Here is a 17,787-nt window from a genome sequence, read left to right on the forward strand (position 1 = left end):
GGGCCTGAAGAGCGGCGGAAAAGGGCTGCCTTTGTGTGCGATTAACCTGCGTTAACTTCCCCGCAGCCGAGCTTTACGGCCGGATCGTCATGTTCTCCGGCGGCCCCGCTTTCCGCAGCGGCTCGGCGAGGCGCGCGAACTCGCAGAGCAGCGAGCGCGTCTTGCGGGGATCGATGATCTCCTCGACCCAGAATTTTTCGGCCGAGCGGAACGGCGAGCGCAGCTTGTTGAGACGCTCCTCGATCTCTTTCAGCTTTGCTGCCTTGTCCTCGGCCGCATCGATGTCGGCGCGGTAAGCGGCCTCGATGCCGCCTTCGAGCGGCAGCGAGCCCCAATAGGCCGACGGCCAGGCGTAGCGGATCGAGAAGCGGTCGGCGGGCTGGTGCACAACGCCGGCCACACCAAAAGCGTTGCGCAGGATCACCGTGCACCAGGGCACGGTGGTCTGGTTGACCGCGGCCATGGCGCGGACGCCGTGGCGGATGGTCGCCGCCTTCTCGGCATCGAGGCCGATCATGAAGCCCGGGCAGTCCATGAGATAAACGATCGGCAGATGGAAGGTCTCCGCGAAGTCGACCCAGCGCACCACTTTCTGGCAGGCATCCGCCGTCCAGGAGCCGCCATAGTGAAAACTGTCGCTGGCGAGCACCATCACGGCCCTGCCCTCGAGCCGCGCCAGGCCAACGATGATCGGCTTGCCGAAATTGCTGGCGACCTCGAAGAACGAGCCTTTGTCGACGACCGATTCAATGATCGGCCTGACCTTGTAGACCTGCTTGCGGTTGCGCGGCACCGCCTTCATCAGCGCTTCTTCCGTGCGCTCCGGATTGTCGATGCAAGGCAGCGTCGGCGGCAGCTCGTAGACCGACGACGGCAGATAGGACAGAAAGCGCCGCGCGCAGGCAAAGGCCTCTTCCTCGGTATCGACGGCATGGTCGATCGCTCCGGCCTTGGTCTGGATATCGGCGCCGCCAAGCTCTTCCTTCGAGAGGTTCTGGCCGAGCGCCTTCACCACCGGTGGCCCTGCGACGAACATCGCGGACTTCCGGGTCATGATGGAATAGTGGCTGGCGGCAAGGCGCGCCGCGCCAAGGCCCGCGACCGAGCCGAGGCCGAGCGCGACCACGGGCACGCGCGACAAATTCTCCGTCGTGAAGCGATACCAGCGCGTGCCACCGATACCGCCAGGCAGATTCGCCGCGCCCTTGGTCTCGATGGTCTTGACCGAGCCGCCGCCGCCGGAGCCTTCGATGATGCGGAAGATGGGCAGGCGGAAGTCGTGCGCCATCTCCTCCGCCATCAAGGGCTTTGCCGAAATCGACGCGTCCGCCGAGCCGCCGCGCACGGTGAAATCGTCACCGACCACGACCACGGTGCGGCCATCGACGCGCGCGCGGCCGAACACGCAGTTCGCCGGCGTCACGGTCTTCAGCTCGCCCGTGGGATCGTACTCACCGATGCCGGAGACGGCACCGATCTCGTGGAAGCTACCCTTGTCGATCAGTCTGTCGATGCGTTCCCGAACTGTCAGCCGGCCCTGGTCATGCTGTCGCTTGACCTTGTCAACGCCGCCCATCTCCCGCGCGAAGGCTTCGCGCCGGGCGAGCTCGTCGAGTTCCGTCTTCCAGTTCATTCACTCCCTCCGAACTCATCGGCTTGTTATTGTTATGCACCGATATTGCGACCGGTTTGCGCGAGATGCGGTTGTTGAAGGCATCGCCTTCGGCGCCCTCCATCAGGCTGCCAAGCGATCGGCCGAGCGCCAGCATCAGCGGCGCGACTTCGGCATGCAGACGCTGCTCGTCATACATCGCCGAGAGCAAACCGATCGTGACGACCACGAAGGTCTGGTACTGCGGCGACCAGATCGGGACCGCCAGGCCATTGATGTGCGGGCTCCACAGGCCGCAAGCCGTGACATAGCCGCGCTCGCGCAGCGATTGCCTGTTGGCCTCGATGCGGGGCCGCAGGATCTTTACAGCCTCCGGCGCTTCGCGCTCCATGTCGTTGATAAAGGCATCGCCGACTTCAGGCGCCAAGGCCGCGGTGTAGGCCGCGCCCGCCGCGGTGGAGGCCATCGAGATGCGGCTACCGGTGCCCTCGTGCAGACCGAGCGCTGAAGGCGAGCGTGCGAACTGAAGATAGACCAGATGGAAGCGATCAGGCACGACGAAGCCGACGGTGCCCGGCAACTGCTCGGCGACTTCCTGAAGTCGCTGCCGGATCATGCTGCGCAGCTGCGCGCCCTTCATCATCGAAGCGCTCATCGCTACCGCGCTCGGACCGATCCGATATTTCTGATCGCGCGGCAAATAGACGAGCTGCCCCATGCGCGTCAGCGTGTGCGTGAGCCGCGACACCGTCGAGCGCGGCAGGCCGCAGCGATTTGAAATCTCGAGATTGCCGAGCCGCGCCTCGTGGCCCTCGAAGCATCGCAACACGTCGAACGCGCGCGACACCACCTGGATGACATCACCCTCGCCGGCATCACCAGCGAGCGCACCTTGCCTGCTTAACCGCTCCGATCGTCGTCCCATGATCCCTACCGTTTGTTCCGCTCTGCGGAATTAAATTCCACTTTGTGAACGACGCTACCTCAGGCATTTTGCGACGACAACAAAAAGGCGATGGCATGCCAGAAATTAAGATCGTGACGGAGGTCGCCGGCCGCATCTGCGCAACTCCCGTGCAAGTTGGAGGAACTGTCGCCGATGGCGACGACGTTGTGGTCGTCGAGGCCATGAAGATGGAGATACCGGTAGCCTCTCCTGCATCAGGCACGCTGAAATTACTGCTCGTGAAGATCGATGACCTCGTTGCCGAGGGACAAGCGATCGCGATCGTCGCGAGCTGAGCACGCGCCATCAGCGGCTCCTCGCGGCCGTGACAATCTGGAGCAGATGATATCGGAATGGCGCGCGGCATCTTGCGTTCGGGCGCCACCACAGGAGGCCGGACGGGTTGCGTGTTCCCTGATTGCGTTGCACAAGTGAGCGATGATAGCGCAACCGTCGCATGCCTCCGCCTGGACCCGCTCGAAGCCGCCGCTGCTGCGGTTTCTCGACACATGCCTGAATGAATTCTCCGCGGAGACCTCGGGCGCGGTTGCGGACTACATCCCCGAGCTGAGCAAAGCCGACCCTGCCTATTTTGGCATCAGCCTCGCCACGCTCGATGGCCACGTCTATGAAGTCGGCGACTCCAGGGTGCCCTTCACCATCCAGTCGCTGTCAAAACCGTTCGTGTTTGCGCTGGCACTGGATCTCTTGGGCGCGGGCAAGGTCGAGAGCGCAATCGGTGTTGAGCCCTCGGGCGATCCCTTCAACTCGATCCGGCTCAATGCGGACAACCATCCGTTCAATCCGATGGTGAATGCAGGCGCGATCGCCTGCACGGGATTGATTTACGACAGCAAGGGCCCTGAGGCCTTTGAGCAGATCCGGCTTGCGCTCAGCCGCTTTGCCGGTCGCGATCTCGCCGTCGATGAGGCGGTCTACTCCTCCGAGAGCCAGACCGGCGACCGCAACCGCGCCATCGGCTATCTGCTCAAGACCAATGCGGTGATCTCGGACAATGTCGCCGGCGTCCTCGACGTCTATTTCCGGCAATGCGCGGTGCTGGTCACCGCGCGCGACATCGCGGTGATGGCCGCAACGCTGGCCAATCGCGGCGTCAATCCAGTCACGAACGAACAGGTGGTGACGCCGTATGCGATTTCGCGCACGCTGTCGGTAATGACGTCGTCGGGTATGTACGACTATGCCGGCGAGTGGATCTACCGCATCGGCATTCCCGCCAAGAGCGGCGTTGGCGGCGGCATCCTGGCTGCACTCCCTGCCCGTCTCGGGCTCGGCAGCTATTCGCCAAAACTCGACAAGCATGGAAACAGCGTGCGCGGCATCAAGGTCTGCGAGGCGCTGTCCTCGCACTATGATCTGCACATGCTCAACCGCAGCGACGACGCCCGCAACGCCGTGATCGCCGACTACGATATCGGCAAGAGCCCGTCACGCCGCGTCCGCCGTCAGCAGGAGCGCGACATCCTCGCCGCGCACGAGCAAGCCGTGCGCGTGATCGAGCTGGTTGGCGTGCTGTCATTGTCGGCCGTCGACTATGTCTCGCGGCGGCTCGCCGGGCGGCCGCGACCGCAAATCGCCGTGTTCGACCTGCACCGCGTCACCTCCACGACCCGCGCCGGCGCCCGGCTGTTCGCCGAAGCCTTCGAGGGGCTCGCCGCGCTTGATGTCACCGTGGTGATCTCAGGCGTTCGTCGCGCCTCCAAGGAATGGGACACGCTGCGCGAATGGACGGCCGAATTGAAGAACGTCCGCGACTTCTATCTGCTCGACACCGCGATCGAATGGGCGGAAGACCAGATCGTCTATCGCTACGGCGGCTCGATCGACTTTCACGAGACCACCGAGCTGTCGGAGCAACCGCTACTCGACGGCCTCGGCGCGGAAGAGCTGACGGATCTTGCCTCGATCTGCACCATCAGGACCTATCAGACCGGCGCAAAGATCGTCACGACCGGCGATCCTGCCGATGCCCTGTTCTTCCTGCGCAGCGGCGCGGTGCACGTCACCCTGCCCGATGGCGTGCGCCTGGCGACGCTCACCGCCGGCATGGCCTTTGGCGAGATGGCGTTGATCGAGACCACCCGCTCCGCCGACGTGTTCGCGGACATGGCAGCGACGGCATTTGAAGTCCCGCTGAAGGACTTTGAGCGCTTTCGCAGGCAGCACCCGCGGGCGAGCGAGCGCATCATGCGCAATCTGGCGCAGCTATTGGCCGATCGCCTGATCGTTGCCAACACCAAGGTGGATATCCTGACGTCGATGTAAGCTAAGCTTAGCGGCTCGCCGCCTCGCTGATGCGCCGCTTGATCTTGGCAGCACTTGCTTTCAGCAGTTCGGACGGCTGGTGGCCGGTGGCGGCGCACAGACAGGCCCAGTAGTAAATGACATCGCCGAGCTCTTCGACGAGACCCGCCTTGTCGAGCCAGTCGTCGCGGAGCAGCTTCTTGATGTGCTCGGCGACCTCGCCGGCTTCACCGGCGAGGCCCAACCCGAGATAGGACAGCCGCTCGTTCGAGGGCTGCTCATCGACTTTCGCAATGGTTGCGGCCCAGACCGCATATTCATCGATCGTCATGGCCATTCCTCGCGGCTCGCGCCTGATCAGCCCACCACTTCGGTGACGGGCTGGAGATCGATCTCAAATGTCTCCAAGAACTTTGACGTCATGATGTAGAAGCCGATCGAGAGCTGAAGCTCGACCAGTGCCGCCGGCGTCAGTCTTGCAGCAATCGCCTTGAAGGTCGCATCCGTCGGCTTCTTCAGCTTGACGATCTCATCGGTGAAGGCGAGTGCGGCGCGCTGCGTCTCATCGAAGCAGTCTGCGGCCTGCCAGTTCTCGAGCGCCTCGTTCTGCGCGTCGGTGACGCCGACATTCTTGCCGATGCGCTTGTGCGCGATGATCTCGTACGGCGCCTCGCACAGAATCCCGGTGCGCGTGATCGCGAGCTCCCGCACGATGGGGTCGAGCTCGCCCTTGTGCCTGATGGCGCCGCCGAGTCGGCAATACTGCTCAAAATAGCTCGGCGAGTGCGCCATCATGCGGAAAATGTTGGCGTTGCGGTTCTTGTCGAGGATTTCGCGGGTGCGGTCCGACGCCTTGGACGGATCGCTGTAGTCGATACGGGCCATGATTTACCTTGAGTTTTTCCTGACGCCTTTGAGGCTTATTGTCGTTACCGGAATAAGTTCCCAAAAACTCTATTCGCAGCCCGACGCAGGAGCAACATCATCGAGTCAAATTGCCGCCGCATTGCTGATCGACCTTGGCACAGTCGATATTCGCCGCGTGGGGACACATTGCGGTGAATACTCGAGTGGGGTGTTCCGAGTAAAAACAATTGGCCGTCTGCGCGCTTACCACGCAACGATGAGTCACGCCCAAGTCTAGGGAGAAAACGGCATGAAGGAAGCCTCCAAGGGGGCGGCCTCGGAAGCGCTCGCGCATATGCTGGCGGTGATGGCAATGCTCGTCATCGCCAGCATATTGTTCTACGCGCGCTGAGTTGGAGTTTTACAGTTTTCGCCATTCCGGGGTGGCCCTCGCACAGGCCAGGCCCAGAATTCCCGTTCCAGGCTCGGTCCCATGACCGCCCCCGAATGGCGAAATCCCTTACTTCGTAAAAAACGGTACCAGCTTCCCGGCAAAAGGCTTGAAGCTCGCCGTGACCGCATCGCCGATGGCCAATCCGTTGTCGCCATGGGCCATCATGCGAAATCCCTCGGCGCAATCGACCAGCAGGATATTGTAGGGCACGTGCGCGCGCGTCTCGGTCGTGGCGGCGCGGCAGACCAGCGAGGTCGCGTAGACCCTGCCTTTGCCGCTGGCACGCGCCTCGCGCGGACCTGCGGTTCCACATGCGGCGCAGAAGGCGCGGTGGAAATACTGGACATGACCGCACGCGGCGCAGGTCTGGTAGGTGATGGCCTCTTCGCCCCTGGTCCAGTCGGCCAGACGTTCGCTCATCTCACTCGCTCCAGAAACATGCTGACGTGGGACGACAGCACGCCGCCGTCACCGTGCAGCAGCGCAATCGAGGCGTCCCGCACCTGGCGATTCGCCGCCCGCCCCGTCATCTGCAAATGCGCCTCGACCAGATGCGCCATGGCCCCGCCGACGCCGCAATGGCCGTAGCTGAGCAGGCCTCCATGGGTGTTGAGCGGCATCGCACCGTCGCGGCCGAAATGACCCGATCGCACGCGCGCAGCCGCCTCGCCTCGTCCAGCAAGGCCGAGGTCTTCCAGCAGCATGGCGAGTGTGATGGTGAAACTGTCGTAGATCGCGGCGTAACGCACGTCTGATATCGCCAGGCCCGTGGCCTCCTTCGCGCGCGCGATGGAGATCTCGGCGCCGAGCTCGCTTAAGCCCGGCGCGGCGGTGACGTGCTGATGCGTATGCGCCTGGGCACACCCGCGGATGCGCACGCCGGCGTCGCCGGTCCGCTCGCGACTGATGACGAACGCCGCGCCGCCGTCGGACACCGGGCAGCAATCGAGCAATTTTAACGGCATCGCCACCGGCTTCGAGGCCATGACGTCGGCAACCGAAATGGGATCGTGGAATTGCGCGCCGGGATGAGTGCAGGCGTGCGCACGCATCAGCACCGCGAATTCGGCGAGGTCTTCTTCGGTCAGGCCGTATTCGTGCATGTATCTGCTAGCAACGAGGCCATAGTAAGCGGGGATGGTCGGACCGAGCGGCACCTCGTAGTCGGGGTGGCCGACCTGTGCCAGCGCCTGGATCGAGGCGTCGCGGCTCTGGCCCGTAAGGCGATTCTCGCCGGCAACGACGAGCACGTTACGGCAGACACCCTCTTCGACAAGATGATGGGCGAGCATGGTCATCGCAAGGCCGGTGGCGCCGCCGACCTGCACGGCGTGGGCGTAGGACGGGCGGATGCCAAAATGCTCGGCGAACACCGTCGCCAGCATGATGTGCGGCGAGACGGTGGAATAGCCGCAGAGGATACCGTCGATTTCCGCACGCTTGAGGCCGGCATCGTCGAGAGCGAATTGCGCCGCCTTGCTCATCAGGTCGAGCGAGGATGAGCCGTCGTGCTTGCCGAAAGGCGTGAGGCCGACGCCGGTGATGAAGCTCATGGCGCTCTCCTACTCCGGCGCCGAGCGCGTGGCGCCGTCGCGGACCATGGCAGCGATCTCGTCAGCGGAGTAGCCGATCTCGCGAAGAATCTCCGCGCCATGCTCGTTGAGGCGTGGCGCGAGGCGCACGGGTTCAGCCTCGGTCTCCGACCAGGTCGCCGTCACCTTCATGCTGCGGATTGGGCCTTCGGTGGGATGGTTGACGACCGGAAAGAAGCCGGTCGCCTCCAGATGCTCGTCGTGCAGGATCGAGGCGAGATCGTGCATCGGCATGACGGGCACATCGGCCCTGGTCAAAAGGTCGATCCACTCGGCGGTGGTGCGCGCCTCGAAGATACGCGCGAGCTCGGCATAGACGACATCGATATTGGCGGCGCGGCCGGCGAAAGTCGCGAACTTTGGATCGGCACGCAGATCGTCGCGGCCTGTCGCCTTGAAGAAATTCTCCCACTGCTTGTCGTTGTAGACGATCACGCTGAGATAGCCGTCCGAAGTCTTGTACGGCCTGCGGTCGCGCGAGAGGTGCCGGGCATAGCCGCCCTTGTCGAGCGGCGGCTCATAGGTGAGCCCGCCCATGTGATCGCCCATGACGAAACCGGCCATGGTCTCGAACATCGGGATGTCGACCCGCTGGCCGCGCCCGGAGCGGTCGCGATGCACGAGGCTGGCGCAGATCGCGCCGACGGCGGTGAGGCCGACGATGCGATCGACTAGCGCATTCGGCACATAGCGTGGCACACCGTCGCCGGTCTGAGCCATCAGCGCCGGCAGCGCGGTCGCGCCCTGGATCAGATCGTCATACGCGGGTTTAGCAGCATAGGGCCCGTCCTGGCCGAAGCCGAACACGCCGGCATAGACGAGGCGCGGATTGATCTCCGAGACGACGTCATAGCCGAGCTGCAGCCGCGCCATCGCCTGCGGGCGGACGTTGTAGACGAGCACGTCGGCATCCTTCAGCAGCCGCAGCACGGCTTCGCGGCCTGCGGGCTTCTTCAGGTCGAGGCAGATCGAGCGCTTGCTGCGATTGGTGTTGAGGAACACCGGGCCCATGCCGGTGTGCCGCATCGGGCCGATCAGGCGGGTGACGTCGCCGTCGAGCGATTCCACCTTGATGACGTCGGCCCCGTAGTCGCCGAGCATCTGGGTCGCATAGGGGCCCATCAGCACGGTTGTCATGTCGACGACCTTGATGCCCTTCAACGGCCCCATTGGTTCGCTCCCGATTGCGCGCACTCAAGATGCGCGATTTCGGTCCAGCTAAGGGGAGTAACGGCACATGCGCAAGGGCGGCCGGCGTATGGCCGCATGCGCATGGACGCAGCCGCTATTTCTTCTGGCGGGATTCGCGGATCTTCATGAGACGCTCGAGCTCGTCGTTCTGCTGGTTGATGCGGTCGGCGATGCGCGACTCGTTCTGCTCGCCGGAGGCGGCGGCAGCCTGCTCGATCAATTGGCGGATGTTGTCCTCGAGGATCGCGATGCGATCGTTGAGAGCTTCGATAGAGAGTGAATCTTCGTAGTCATTGCCCATGATGCATTCCCTGCAAATCAATCAGGAGCATTAAGGCGAGCTGAAACCGGCCCACCATGATCTAACGCAAGGAAAAGGTGGGCACGGCGCTTGCGCCTGTGCCCACCCTACAAGACCTATTTCAATGGCTCGAGAACCGAAACGTAGTTGGCGACCGCGGCGCCGCCCATGTTGAAGATGCCGCCCAGCTTGGCGTTCTTCAGCTGCATGCCCTCGGGCGCTTGCCCGGCGAGTTGCATCGCGGTCATCACATGCATGGAGACGCCGGTAGCGCCGATCGGGTGGCCCTTGGCCTTCAGGCCGCCGGACGGATTGACCGGCAGCTTGCCGTCCTTGAGCGTCCAGCCCTCCTTGATGGCGCGGGCTCCCTGCCCCCTCGGCGTCAGTCCCATCGCTTCGTACTCGATCAACTCGGCGACGGTGAAGCAGTCATGGGTCTCGACGAAGGAGAGATCGGACAGCGTCACGCCAGCCTTCGCCAAGGCGCGTTGCCAGGCAACCGTGCAGCCCTCGAATTGGAGGATGTCGCGCTTGCTCATCGGCAGGAAATCCTGCGCATGCGCGGTGGCACGGAAGCCGATCGACTTGCTCATCCCCTTGGCGGTCTCGGCGTCGGCTAGCACCAGCGCGGCGGCGCCGTCGGACACCAGCGAGCAGTCGGTGCGCTTCAGGGGGCCGGCGACATAAGGATTTTTCTCGCTCTCGGCGCGGCAGAAGTCGAAGCCGAAATCCTTGCGCATCTGGGCAAAGGGATTGGCGACGCCGTTCTTGTGGTTCTTGGCCGCGATCAGCGCCAGCGCATCGGACTGGTCGCCGTATTTCTGGAAGTAGGAGCTGGCGATCTTGCCGAACACGCCGGCAAAGCCGCCGACCGTGTCGCCGTCCTCGGGCAGATAGGAGGCCTTGAGCAGGTTCTTGCCGATCTCGGGCCCGGGCGTGCGGGTCATCTGCTCGACGCCGACGACCAGCACGATCTTGGCGGCGCCAGCGGCGATCGCGCGCAGGCCCTGATGCACGGCAGCAGACCCCGTGGCACAGGCATTTTCGACGCGGGTCGCCGGCTTGAAGCGCAGCTTCGGGTCGGCCTGGAGCACCAGCGAGGCGGTAAAATCCTGCGCCGAGAAGCCAGCGTTGAAATGGCCAAGCACGATCTCGTCGACATCGGAGGCCGAAATGCCGGCATCGGCCATCGCCTCATTGGCGACCCGGGTGACGAGGCTTTCGACAGTTTCGGTGTCGAACTTGCCGAACGGCGTATGCGCCCATCCGACGATGCTGGCAGTCATGGTCTTCTCTCCCTGGCGGTCTCTTGCTGACCTAAGTCTTAGCCGAGGGATGGCAAGACTTCACGCGGGTTTAAGGGCCTGGAGGGTGCGCTGGCAGATGGCAGTTATGCCGGCCCAGTTCCCGGCCCTGATCTCCGCCGTCGGGCACAGCCAGGAACCGCCAACACAGACCACATTTGGCTCGGCGAGCCAGGTCGCTGCATTGGCCTCGCCCACCCCGCCGGTCGGGCAGAACCGCACATTCGGGAACGGCCCGCCAAGCGAGCGCAGGCCCTTGATGCCGCCGGCCTGCTCGGCCGGGAAGAACTTGGCGACGTCGAAGCCGTAGGACAGCGCCGTCATCAGCTCGGACGCCGTGGCAATACCGGGTGCGAACGGCAGGGAGCTATCTCCGGCGACCTTGAGGAGATCGGGGGTCAGGCCCGGGCTGATGCCAAAGGCGACACCGAGCTTCTCGACACGGGTGAAGTCGGCCGGAGTGAGAATGGTGCCGATGCCGACCACCGCATCGGGGACCTCGGCCATCATCGCCCGCGCCGCCTCGATCGCAACGGGCGTCCGCATGGTCACCTCCAGCGTGCGAACGCCGCCGGCCACCAGGGCTTTTGCCAACGGTACGGCATCCTGGATCCGCTCGATGGTGAGCACGGGAATGACGGTCGCGGCCTTGAACAGCGCGACGAGGTGGTTCTGTTGGGCAGCAGTGGGCATCTCAGGGATCTTTTCGTTGACGTGGTCGCGTTACTTCGTGGCTTGGCGCGTGGTTGCCGGCCGGTGCCGCTTCTTCGGCGGCATGGCATAGCCCGGAATGATGGCGCCGGGATAGCAAATCACGAGGCTGGCGAGGCGATGGCCTGATTGGGCCGCCTCGACCGGATCGGAGCCGCCGAGCCGGGCCGCGATATAGGCCGCGGCAAAGCTGTCTCCGGCAGCGGTGGTATCAACGACGGGCTTCGTCATGGGTTCAGCGCGGACCTCGTGGGTACCACCGGGGTAGCGCAGCAGGCTGACGGGCTCGGCGAGCCGGAACACCAGCTCCGGCGTCGGGATGCGCGCCATCAATTGCTCGGGGCTCTCGCCGGGATAGAGCGCGAGCAGATCCTCGGCCGACGTCAGCACGATGTCGGCGGCCGCAAACGCCGCGGCAAACACCTCGCGCGCGACGTCGCGATCGGGCCAGCCGCGTGCGCGGAAATTAGTGTCGAACACGAAGCGGGTGCCGAGCAGGCGTGCGCGCTTGATCGCCGCGAACAGGCGATCGCGCCCGGCCGCGTCGTAGATCGAGAGCGTGATCGCGGAGAGATAGACGATGTCATAGCTCATCAGCGAGTTGAGCAGCTCGTCGGTCTCCGGGAGGCTCATCAACTGCCGCGCCGCCGCGCTGTCGCGCCAGTGGAAGAACTGGCGCTCGCCGTTGGCATCGAGCTGGATCATGTAGAGGCCGGGCAGCTTCCCCGGCAGCCGCACGACACGGCGCGTGCCGACGCCCTCGGCGTTCCAAGCCGCGATCATTTCCTCGCTGAGGCCGTCGTCGCCGAGCGCGGTGAGATAGTCGACCTTGACCTCGAGCCGCGCCAGATAAACCGCCGTGTTGAGGGTATCGCCGCCGAAGCCACGCGAGTACAGGCCACCGCCCTGCCCGGCAGACTGGCCGCCCTGGGCCTGCCGAAGCTCGACCATGCATTCACCGATGCAAGCCACGCTCGCCATCGTCATATCCACGCTGTTCGTCTGATAGCTCAGGCGACGAAGTTGCCGCCCAGCTCGTCTTCGATGTGAATGCGGATGATATCGTCGAAATTCTTCTCGGCGGTGGTGAAGCCGAGCTCGAGTGACCGCTTTGCGTTGAAGTTGCGCGGCCAGCCACCGACGATGCCGACGATGAAAGGATCGGGCTCACGCTTGATGCGGGCAGCAACCTTCTCGCCGGCGACGCGCTTCAAGGCCGCGATCTGCTCGCCGACGGTCGCCGACAGGCCCGGCATCGTCAGATTGCGGCGGGGACCGACCGTGGCGAGGTCCATGGTGCCGGCGTGCAGCAGGAAGCCGACGGCCGAGCGCGGCGTGGCGTGCCAGTGGCGAACGTCCTCGGACACCGGAAGGATCGCTTCCTTGCCGGCCAAGGGCTCGCGCAGGATGTTGGAGAAGAAGCCCGATGCCGCCTTGTTGGGCAGGCCGGGCCTGATGCAGATGGTCGGCAGGCGGATGCCGATGCCGTCGAGGAAGCCGCGGCGGGAATAGTCCGCGAGCAGCAACTCGCCGATCGCCTTCTGGGTGCCGTAGCTGAGCAGCGGGGTGTGGAAGAATTCGTCGCCGATCGCATCCGGGAACGGCGCGCCGAACACCGCGATCGAGGACGTAAACACCACGCGCGGCTTGTAGCCGCCGCCGACCAGCCTGACAGCATCCAGCAGCATCCGCGTGCCGTCGAGATTGATGCGGTAGCCCTTGTCGAAATCGAGCTCGGCTTCGCCCGAGACGATGGCGGCGAGATGGAAGATCACGTCGGGACGGCCGGCGATCAGCTTCTCGGCAGCGCCCGGCACGGCGAAATCGCCCGAGACGGTCTCGACGGTAAAACCTGATTTCTCCGGCTTTTTGGGCTCGACCACGTCGTGCATGGTCAATTTGGTGATGTCGCTCTTGCCGAGACGGCCGTCGCGCAAGAGACGTTCACACAATTTGCGGCCAACCATGCCGGCGGCGCCCAGAACCAGAATGTGCAAGAGCCTACTCCTTCTTATTGGCCGGAACGCGTCGCTCTTGAGACATGTTGGCGCGTTCTCAGGCAGGCCCCGCTGGTCATTCCTTCACGGCGCCGGTCATTGCCGACACATAGTACTCTACGAAGAAGGAATAAAGGATAACTACGGGGACCGAGCCGGTCAGGGCCGCCGCCATCAGGGCGCCCCAATGGTAGACGTCGCCATTGACGAGCTCGGTGATGGCGCCGACCGGAATGGTCTTGTTCTCCGAGGAGGAGATGAAGGTCAGCGCGTAGATGAACTCGTTCCAGGACAACGTGAAGGCGAAGATGCCGGCGGAGATCACTCCCGGCAGAGACAAAGGAAGCGTGATCTTGACCAGGATCTGCAGCCGCGTGGCCCCGTCGATCAGCGCGCATTCCTCCAGCTCATAGGGAATGGTGCGGAAATAGCCCATCAGCAGCCAGGTGCAGAACGGGATCAGGAAAGTCGGATAGGTCAGGATCAGCGCCAGATTGCCGTCGAACAGGCCGAGCTGGAACACGATCGCGGCGAGCGGAATGAACAGGATCGAGGGCGGTACGAGATAGCCAAGGAAGATCGCAAGGCCGACATAACGCGACCCCTTGTAGCGCAGACGCTCGATCGCATAGGCGGCGCAGACGCTGGCGAACAGCGAGATGAAAGTTGAGGACACCGAGACGATCACCGTGTTCCACATCCACAGCGGATAGTCGGTCTCGAAGAACAGTTTTGTGATGTGCTCGAACGTCGGATGTACGATCCAGAACGGATTGTACTTCTCGTAGTCGTACATCTCCGCGTCCGGCTTGAAGGTCGCGACCGTCATCCAATAGAACGGAAACAACAGGAAGACGACGATCAGGCCGAGCGGAAGGTAGACGCGGAGAAACTTCCGCGGAAAACGTTCGAGGTAGTCCATTCCGACGCTTTGGTCGTCCGCGGTGCTCATGGTCAGTCCCTTCCGCCTTGCTGCCAGCGGGAGCGCTGAAGCCCGAAGAAGCTCAACAGGATCGCCGCAACCAGGAACGGGATCATCGCATTCGAGATCGCTGCGCCCTCGCCAAGATTGCCGCCGGTGATGGCGCGCTGGAACGACAGCGTCGCCATCAGATGCGTGGCGTTGATCGGACCGCCGCGCGTGATGGTGTAGATCAGCTGGAAGTCGGTGAACGTCATCAGCACCGAGAACGTCATCACGACAGCGATGATCGGCGACAGCATCGGCAACGTGATGTGACGGAATCGCTGCAGATTGGTGGCGCCGTCAAGATTAGCGGCCTCGTAAAGCGAGGGAGAGATGGTCTGGAGTCCGGCGAGAAGCGTAATCGCAACGAAGGGCACGCCGCGCCAGATGTTGGCGACAACCACCGACCAGCGCGCATTCCAGGGATCGCCGAGGAAGTCGATGTAGCGCGTGATCAAGCCGGCCTTGATCAGCACCCAGGAGATGATCGAGAACTGGCTGTCATAGATCCACCAGAACGCGATCGCCGAGAGCACCGTCGGCACCACGAAGGGCAACAGCACGATAGCCCTGATCATCGACTTGAACGGCAGCCGCTCATTGAGCAGCAGCGCCAGGTAAAGACCGATCGCAAATTTCACGATGCTGGCGGCCACGGTGTAGAAGATGGTGTTGAACACCGACAGCCAGAACACGGAGTCCTTCGCCAGCGAGACGAAGTTTCCGAAGCCGATGAAGCGCCCGACCCCTCCGATCTTGGTGTCGGTCATGCCGAGCCACAGGCCGAGCACCAGAGGGTAAGCCAGAAACAGAATGAGGATGGCGATTGCCGGCACCATGAACATGGCGCCCAGGAAGTTTCGGCTTTCGAACGCCCTGCTCCACAAACTGCTGCGCTTGACCTGCGCAGCGGCGGGCTCGGCGATAACGGCCATGTCGGACTCCCCTTCAAGAACGACAACGGCGGCGCCCAGCAAACCGGGCGCCGCCGAGGTGGTAGCAGATCAGACCTGGTAGTAGCGCTTGGCGCGCTCGGCGGCGCGCTTTGCTGCTTCCTGCGGCGTGGCCTGTCCAGAGGCGGCTTCGGCGAACATATCGACCACGACGAAGTCGCCCATGACGGCGGCCGAGGCGTAGCCGAGATCGCCGGCATAGCCGTTGTCGCGGCAACGCTTCAGGCAGTCGCGATACGGCGTGATCTTGGGATCGGAGGTCCACACCGGATTGTCATTATAGGCCGGAAGCGGCGGCGAGACGTAGCCGTTGGAGGCGACCTCCCACGCGTCGTAGTTCTCCTTATCCATCATGAACTTGATGTATTCCTTGACCGCCTTCGGATACTTCGAGTGCTTGTAACCGTAGTAGACGAGGACGTTCTGCTGCTCGGTCGGCACGCCCACGGGCCCGATCGGCATCGGCGCATGGTCCATGTCCTTGGCGATCTCCTGCTGCTTCGGATCGGGCGAGGTCTTGCCGACGGTCCAGATCGAGATGCCGTTCAGGGTAAGGCTGAGTTCGCCGTTGAGGAACGCCTTGTTGTTGTTCGAGTCGTTCCACGACAGCACGCCCGGAATGAACGTCGCATAGAGCTGCTTGACGTATTCGAGGGCTGCGATCGTTTCGGGAGAATCGAGCACGACCTCGTTCTTGTCGTTGACGACCTTGCCGCCGAACGCCCACAGTGCCCACTGGCACCAGCCGTTGGCGTCACCCGTGGCGTGGCCGAGCGCGAAGCCGGCCGGCGTATTGTTCTTCTTCAGGGCCTGGCACAGCTTGAGGAAGCCGTCGGTATCCTTCGGGAATTGCTCGAAGCCCGCGGCCTTCATGTGGCTGATGCGGTAGTTCAGGCAGCCGCCGGTCGCGCCTTGCGGAATCGCGATCCAGTTGTTGCCCTTCTTGCCGTAGCGCTCGGCCACCGGATACCAGCCGCCATATTGCTTGCCGAGATAGTCGGCAACGTCGGTGACGTCGATCAGCTTCTCCGGGAATTTGAAGGGATCGTCGAGCGTGCCGATGATCAGGTCCGGACCCGCGCCGACATTGGCGGCGACCGCGGCCTTGGGGCGGATGTCTTCCCAGCTCTCGGCCTCGAGCTTCACCTTGATGCCGGTCTTCTCGGAAAACTTCTTGGTCTGCTCGGCGAACTTGTCGAACTCGGCCTGGATGAACTGCTTCCAGCGCAGCACGCGGATCGAGGCGTTAGGCTCCGGCGTGTTGGTCCACTCCGCAGCCCGGACGGGGACGATCCCCGGGCCAGCCAGCAACGCTGCGCCGCCCAGGCCGGCTTTAAGCACACTTCGCCTGTCGAAATCGCTCATCGTTCTCTCCCTGATTTTTTAATTGTATTTGGTCGTTCTGAAGTCGCTACAGGCGTTTGCCTGTCGCCTCGTCAAACAAGTGAATCACGTCCGGATCGGGCTTCAGCTTGACCTTGTCGCCCGGGTTGAACTGGTGACGTTCGCGGAAGACCGCGACGACCTGCTCGCCACCGACCTTCGCAAATACCTGCGTCTCCGAGCCGGTCGGCTCGACCACGACGATCTCGGCGTCGGCGCCGTCGTCGGCAATGGTGAAGTGCTCGGGACGGACGCCGTAAACGACGGGCTTGCCGTCCGAGGCAGCCGGCGCGCTCTTGAGCGGCAGCTTGACGCCGTTCGGTCCCTCGAAGGTGGCAACGCCGTTGACGCGGATGTGCCCCTTCAGGAAATTCATGGCCGGCGAGCCGATGAAGCCGGCGACGAACTGGTTTTCCGGCTTGTCGTAGAGCTCGAGCGGCGTGCCCATCTGCTCGACGATGCCGTCATGCATCACGACGATCTTGTCGGCCATGGTCATGGCCTCGATCTGGTCGTGGGTGACGTAAACGGTGGTGGTCTTGAGCCGCTGGTGCAGCTCCTTGATCTCGGTCCGCATGGCGACGCGCAGCTTGGCGTCGAGGTTCGACAGCGGCTCGTCGAACAGGAACACCTGGGGATCGCGCACGATGGCGCGGCCCATGGCGACGCGCTGGCGCTGGCCACCTGAGAGCTGGCGCGGATAGCGGTCGAGCAATGGCGTCAGTGCAAGAATCTCAGCGGCACGCTTGACGCGCTTGCTGATCTCGTCCGAGCCGGCATTCCGCAGCTTCAGCGAGAAGCCCATGTTCTCGGCGACGGTCATGTGCGGATAGAGCGCGTAGTTCTGGAACACCATCGCAATGTCCCGCTCCTTGGGCTGGACATTGTTGACGACGCGGTCGCCGATCGAGATCGTGCCTGATGTGATGTTCTCGAGGCCTGCGAGCATGCGCAGAAGCGTCGACTTGCCGCAGCCGGAGGGGCCAACCAGGACGACAAACTGGCCGTCCTCGATCGGGATCGAGACGCCGTGCAGGACTTCAAAATTGCCGAACGATTTCCGCACGTCGCGGATTTGCACAGACGACATCTAGCTCCCTCCTTCGACTTAGACGACGCAACTGGCGCGCCGCCACCGTCTTGTTTTTCTGAACTTCGCTGACCTGAAGCCCTCTTAACAGGCGACATTGTCAGCAGTTTGTGCGGGTTTGGCAATTTGTCTTTGGTTAGTCGCTGCTGGTAGCGCTGTCAACGATCCTTTGTTT

At 63.4% G+C, this 17,787-nt stretch carries 19 protein-coding genes; 3 read left to right on the forward strand and 16 right to left on the reverse strand.

Annotated elements, in window-relative coordinates; genetic code table 11:
• Positions 1-73: 73 nt before the first annotated feature.
• On the reverse strand, positions 74-1,633 hold the full coding sequence (locus tag L6639_RS02135; RefSeq protein WP_237858553.1) for an acyl-CoA carboxylase subunit beta: 1,560 nt from the start codon (positions 1,631-1,633) through the stop codon (positions 74-76).
• Positions 1,563-2,537, reverse strand: a complete 975-nt coding sequence (locus L6639_RS02140) for an IclR family transcriptional regulator (protein WP_237858555.1) — start codon at positions 2,535-2,537, stop codon at positions 1,563-1,565. Before L6639_RS02140 ends, L6639_RS02135 begins: the two co-directional genes overlap by 71 nt.
• 95 nt (positions 2,538-2,632) lie before the next feature.
• On the opposite strand from L6639_RS02140, the gene L6639_RS02145 reads away from it, so the two are divergent.
• Positions 2,633-2,854, forward strand: coding sequence for a biotin/lipoyl-containing protein (locus tag L6639_RS02145; protein WP_237858557.1), 222 nt, complete (start codon positions 2,633-2,635; stop codon positions 2,852-2,854).
• A 142-nt stretch (positions 2,855-2,996) separates the two neighbouring features.
• The gene (gene glsA, locus L6639_RS02150) at positions 2,997-4,844 is read left to right on the forward strand and encodes a glutaminase A (protein ID WP_237858563.1); all 1,848 of its coding nucleotides are present in this window, start codon (positions 2,997-2,999) and stop codon (positions 4,842-4,844) included.
• A gap of 7 nt (positions 4,845-4,851) precedes the next feature.
• Here the strand turns inward: glsA and L6639_RS02155 are convergent, their stop codons facing one another.
• Both L6639_RS02155 and L6639_RS02160 read right to left on the reverse strand, forming a co-directional pair.
• A complete protein-coding gene (locus tag L6639_RS02155) occupies positions 4,852-5,154 on the reverse strand; it encodes a nucleoside triphosphate pyrophosphohydrolase family protein (protein ID WP_237858564.1) in 303 nt (100 codons plus the stop codon).
• 26 nt (positions 5,155-5,180) lie between these two features.
• On the reverse strand, positions 5,181-5,708 hold the full coding sequence (locus tag L6639_RS02160; protein ID WP_237858565.1) for a carboxymuconolactone decarboxylase family protein: 528 nt from the start codon (positions 5,706-5,708) through the stop codon (positions 5,181-5,183).
• Between L6639_RS02160 and L6639_RS02165 the strand changes: the two genes are divergently transcribed.
• Positions 5,707-5,967: a hypothetical protein gene (locus L6639_RS02165; protein ID WP_237858566.1), complete on the forward strand. Its 261-nt coding sequence runs from the start codon at positions 5,707-5,709 to the stop codon at positions 5,965-5,967. The genes L6639_RS02160 and L6639_RS02165 overlap by 2 nt on opposite strands.
• 222 nt (positions 5,968-6,189) lie before the next feature.
• On the opposite strand, the gene L6639_RS02170 is transcribed toward L6639_RS02165, so the two are convergent.
• The 12 genes from L6639_RS02170 to L6639_RS02225 all read right to left on the reverse strand — a co-directional run bounded on the left by L6639_RS02170 (position 6,190) and on the right by L6639_RS02225 (position 17,612).
• Positions 6,190-6,543, reverse strand: a complete 354-nt coding sequence (locus tag L6639_RS02170) for a Zn-ribbon domain-containing OB-fold protein (protein ID WP_237858568.1) — start codon at positions 6,541-6,543, stop codon at positions 6,190-6,192.
• Entirely contained in the window at positions 6,540-7,676 is a 1,137-nt protein-coding gene (locus tag L6639_RS02175; RefSeq protein WP_237858570.1) for a thiolase family protein, read from the reverse strand. The genes L6639_RS02170 and L6639_RS02175 overlap by 4 nt, the downstream gene beginning before the upstream one ends.
• Positions 7,677-7,685: 9 nt before the next feature.
• Entirely contained in the window at positions 7,686-8,885 is a 1,200-nt protein-coding gene (locus L6639_RS02180) for a CaiB/BaiF CoA transferase family protein (RefSeq protein WP_237858571.1), read from the reverse strand.
• A 115-nt stretch (positions 8,886-9,000) separates the two neighbouring features.
• Entirely contained in the window at positions 9,001-9,207 is a 207-nt protein-coding gene (locus L6639_RS02185) for a hypothetical protein (protein ID WP_237858572.1), read from the reverse strand.
• 116 nt (positions 9,208-9,323) lie between these two features.
• A complete protein-coding gene (locus tag L6639_RS02190) occupies positions 9,324-10,493 on the reverse strand; it encodes an acetyl-CoA acetyltransferase (RefSeq protein WP_237858573.1) in 1,170 nt (389 codons plus the stop codon).
• A 60-nt stretch (positions 10,494-10,553) separates the two neighbouring features.
• Positions 10,554-11,204, reverse strand: coding sequence for a bifunctional 4-hydroxy-2-oxoglutarate aldolase/2-dehydro-3-deoxy-phosphogluconate aldolase (eda, locus tag L6639_RS02195; protein WP_237858574.1), 651 nt, complete (start codon positions 11,202-11,204; stop codon positions 10,554-10,556).
• Between the two features lie 30 nt (positions 11,205-11,234).
• Positions 11,235-12,203, reverse strand: a complete 969-nt coding sequence (locus tag L6639_RS02200; protein ID WP_237858575.1) for a sugar kinase — start codon at positions 12,201-12,203, stop codon at positions 11,235-11,237.
• 29 nt (positions 12,204-12,232) lie between these two features.
• Positions 12,233-13,219 carry a D-erythronate dehydrogenase gene (gene denD, locus L6639_RS02205; protein WP_237858576.1) on the reverse strand — a complete coding sequence of 329 codons (987 nt, stop codon included), beginning with the start codon at positions 13,217-13,219 and terminating at the stop codon, positions 12,233-12,235.
• A gap of 76 nt (positions 13,220-13,295) precedes the next feature.
• On the reverse strand, positions 13,296-14,171 hold the full coding sequence (locus L6639_RS02210; protein ID WP_237858577.1) for a carbohydrate ABC transporter permease: 876 nt from the start codon (positions 14,169-14,171) through the stop codon (positions 13,296-13,298).
• Between the two features lie 2 nt (positions 14,172-14,173).
• The gene (locus L6639_RS02215) at positions 14,174-15,121 is read right to left on the reverse strand and encodes a carbohydrate ABC transporter permease (protein WP_237858578.1); all 948 of its coding nucleotides are present in this window, start codon (positions 15,119-15,121) and stop codon (positions 14,174-14,176) included.
• A 69-nt stretch (positions 15,122-15,190) separates the two neighbouring features.
• Positions 15,191-16,504 carry an ABC transporter substrate-binding protein gene (locus L6639_RS02220; protein ID WP_237858580.1) on the reverse strand — a complete coding sequence of 438 codons (1,314 nt, stop codon included), beginning with the start codon at positions 16,502-16,504 and terminating at the stop codon, positions 15,191-15,193.
• 46 nt (positions 16,505-16,550) lie between these two features.
• The gene (locus L6639_RS02225) at positions 16,551-17,612 is read right to left on the reverse strand and encodes an ABC transporter ATP-binding protein (protein WP_237858581.1); all 1,062 of its coding nucleotides are present in this window, start codon (positions 17,610-17,612) and stop codon (positions 16,551-16,553) included.
• Positions 17,613-17,787 lie beyond the last annotated feature (175 nt).

Origin of the sequence: Bradyrhizobium zhengyangense, assembly GCF_022012555.1 — a bacterium.
GTDB lineage: Bacteria > Pseudomonadota > Alphaproteobacteria > Rhizobiales > Xanthobacteraceae > Bradyrhizobium > Bradyrhizobium zhengyangense.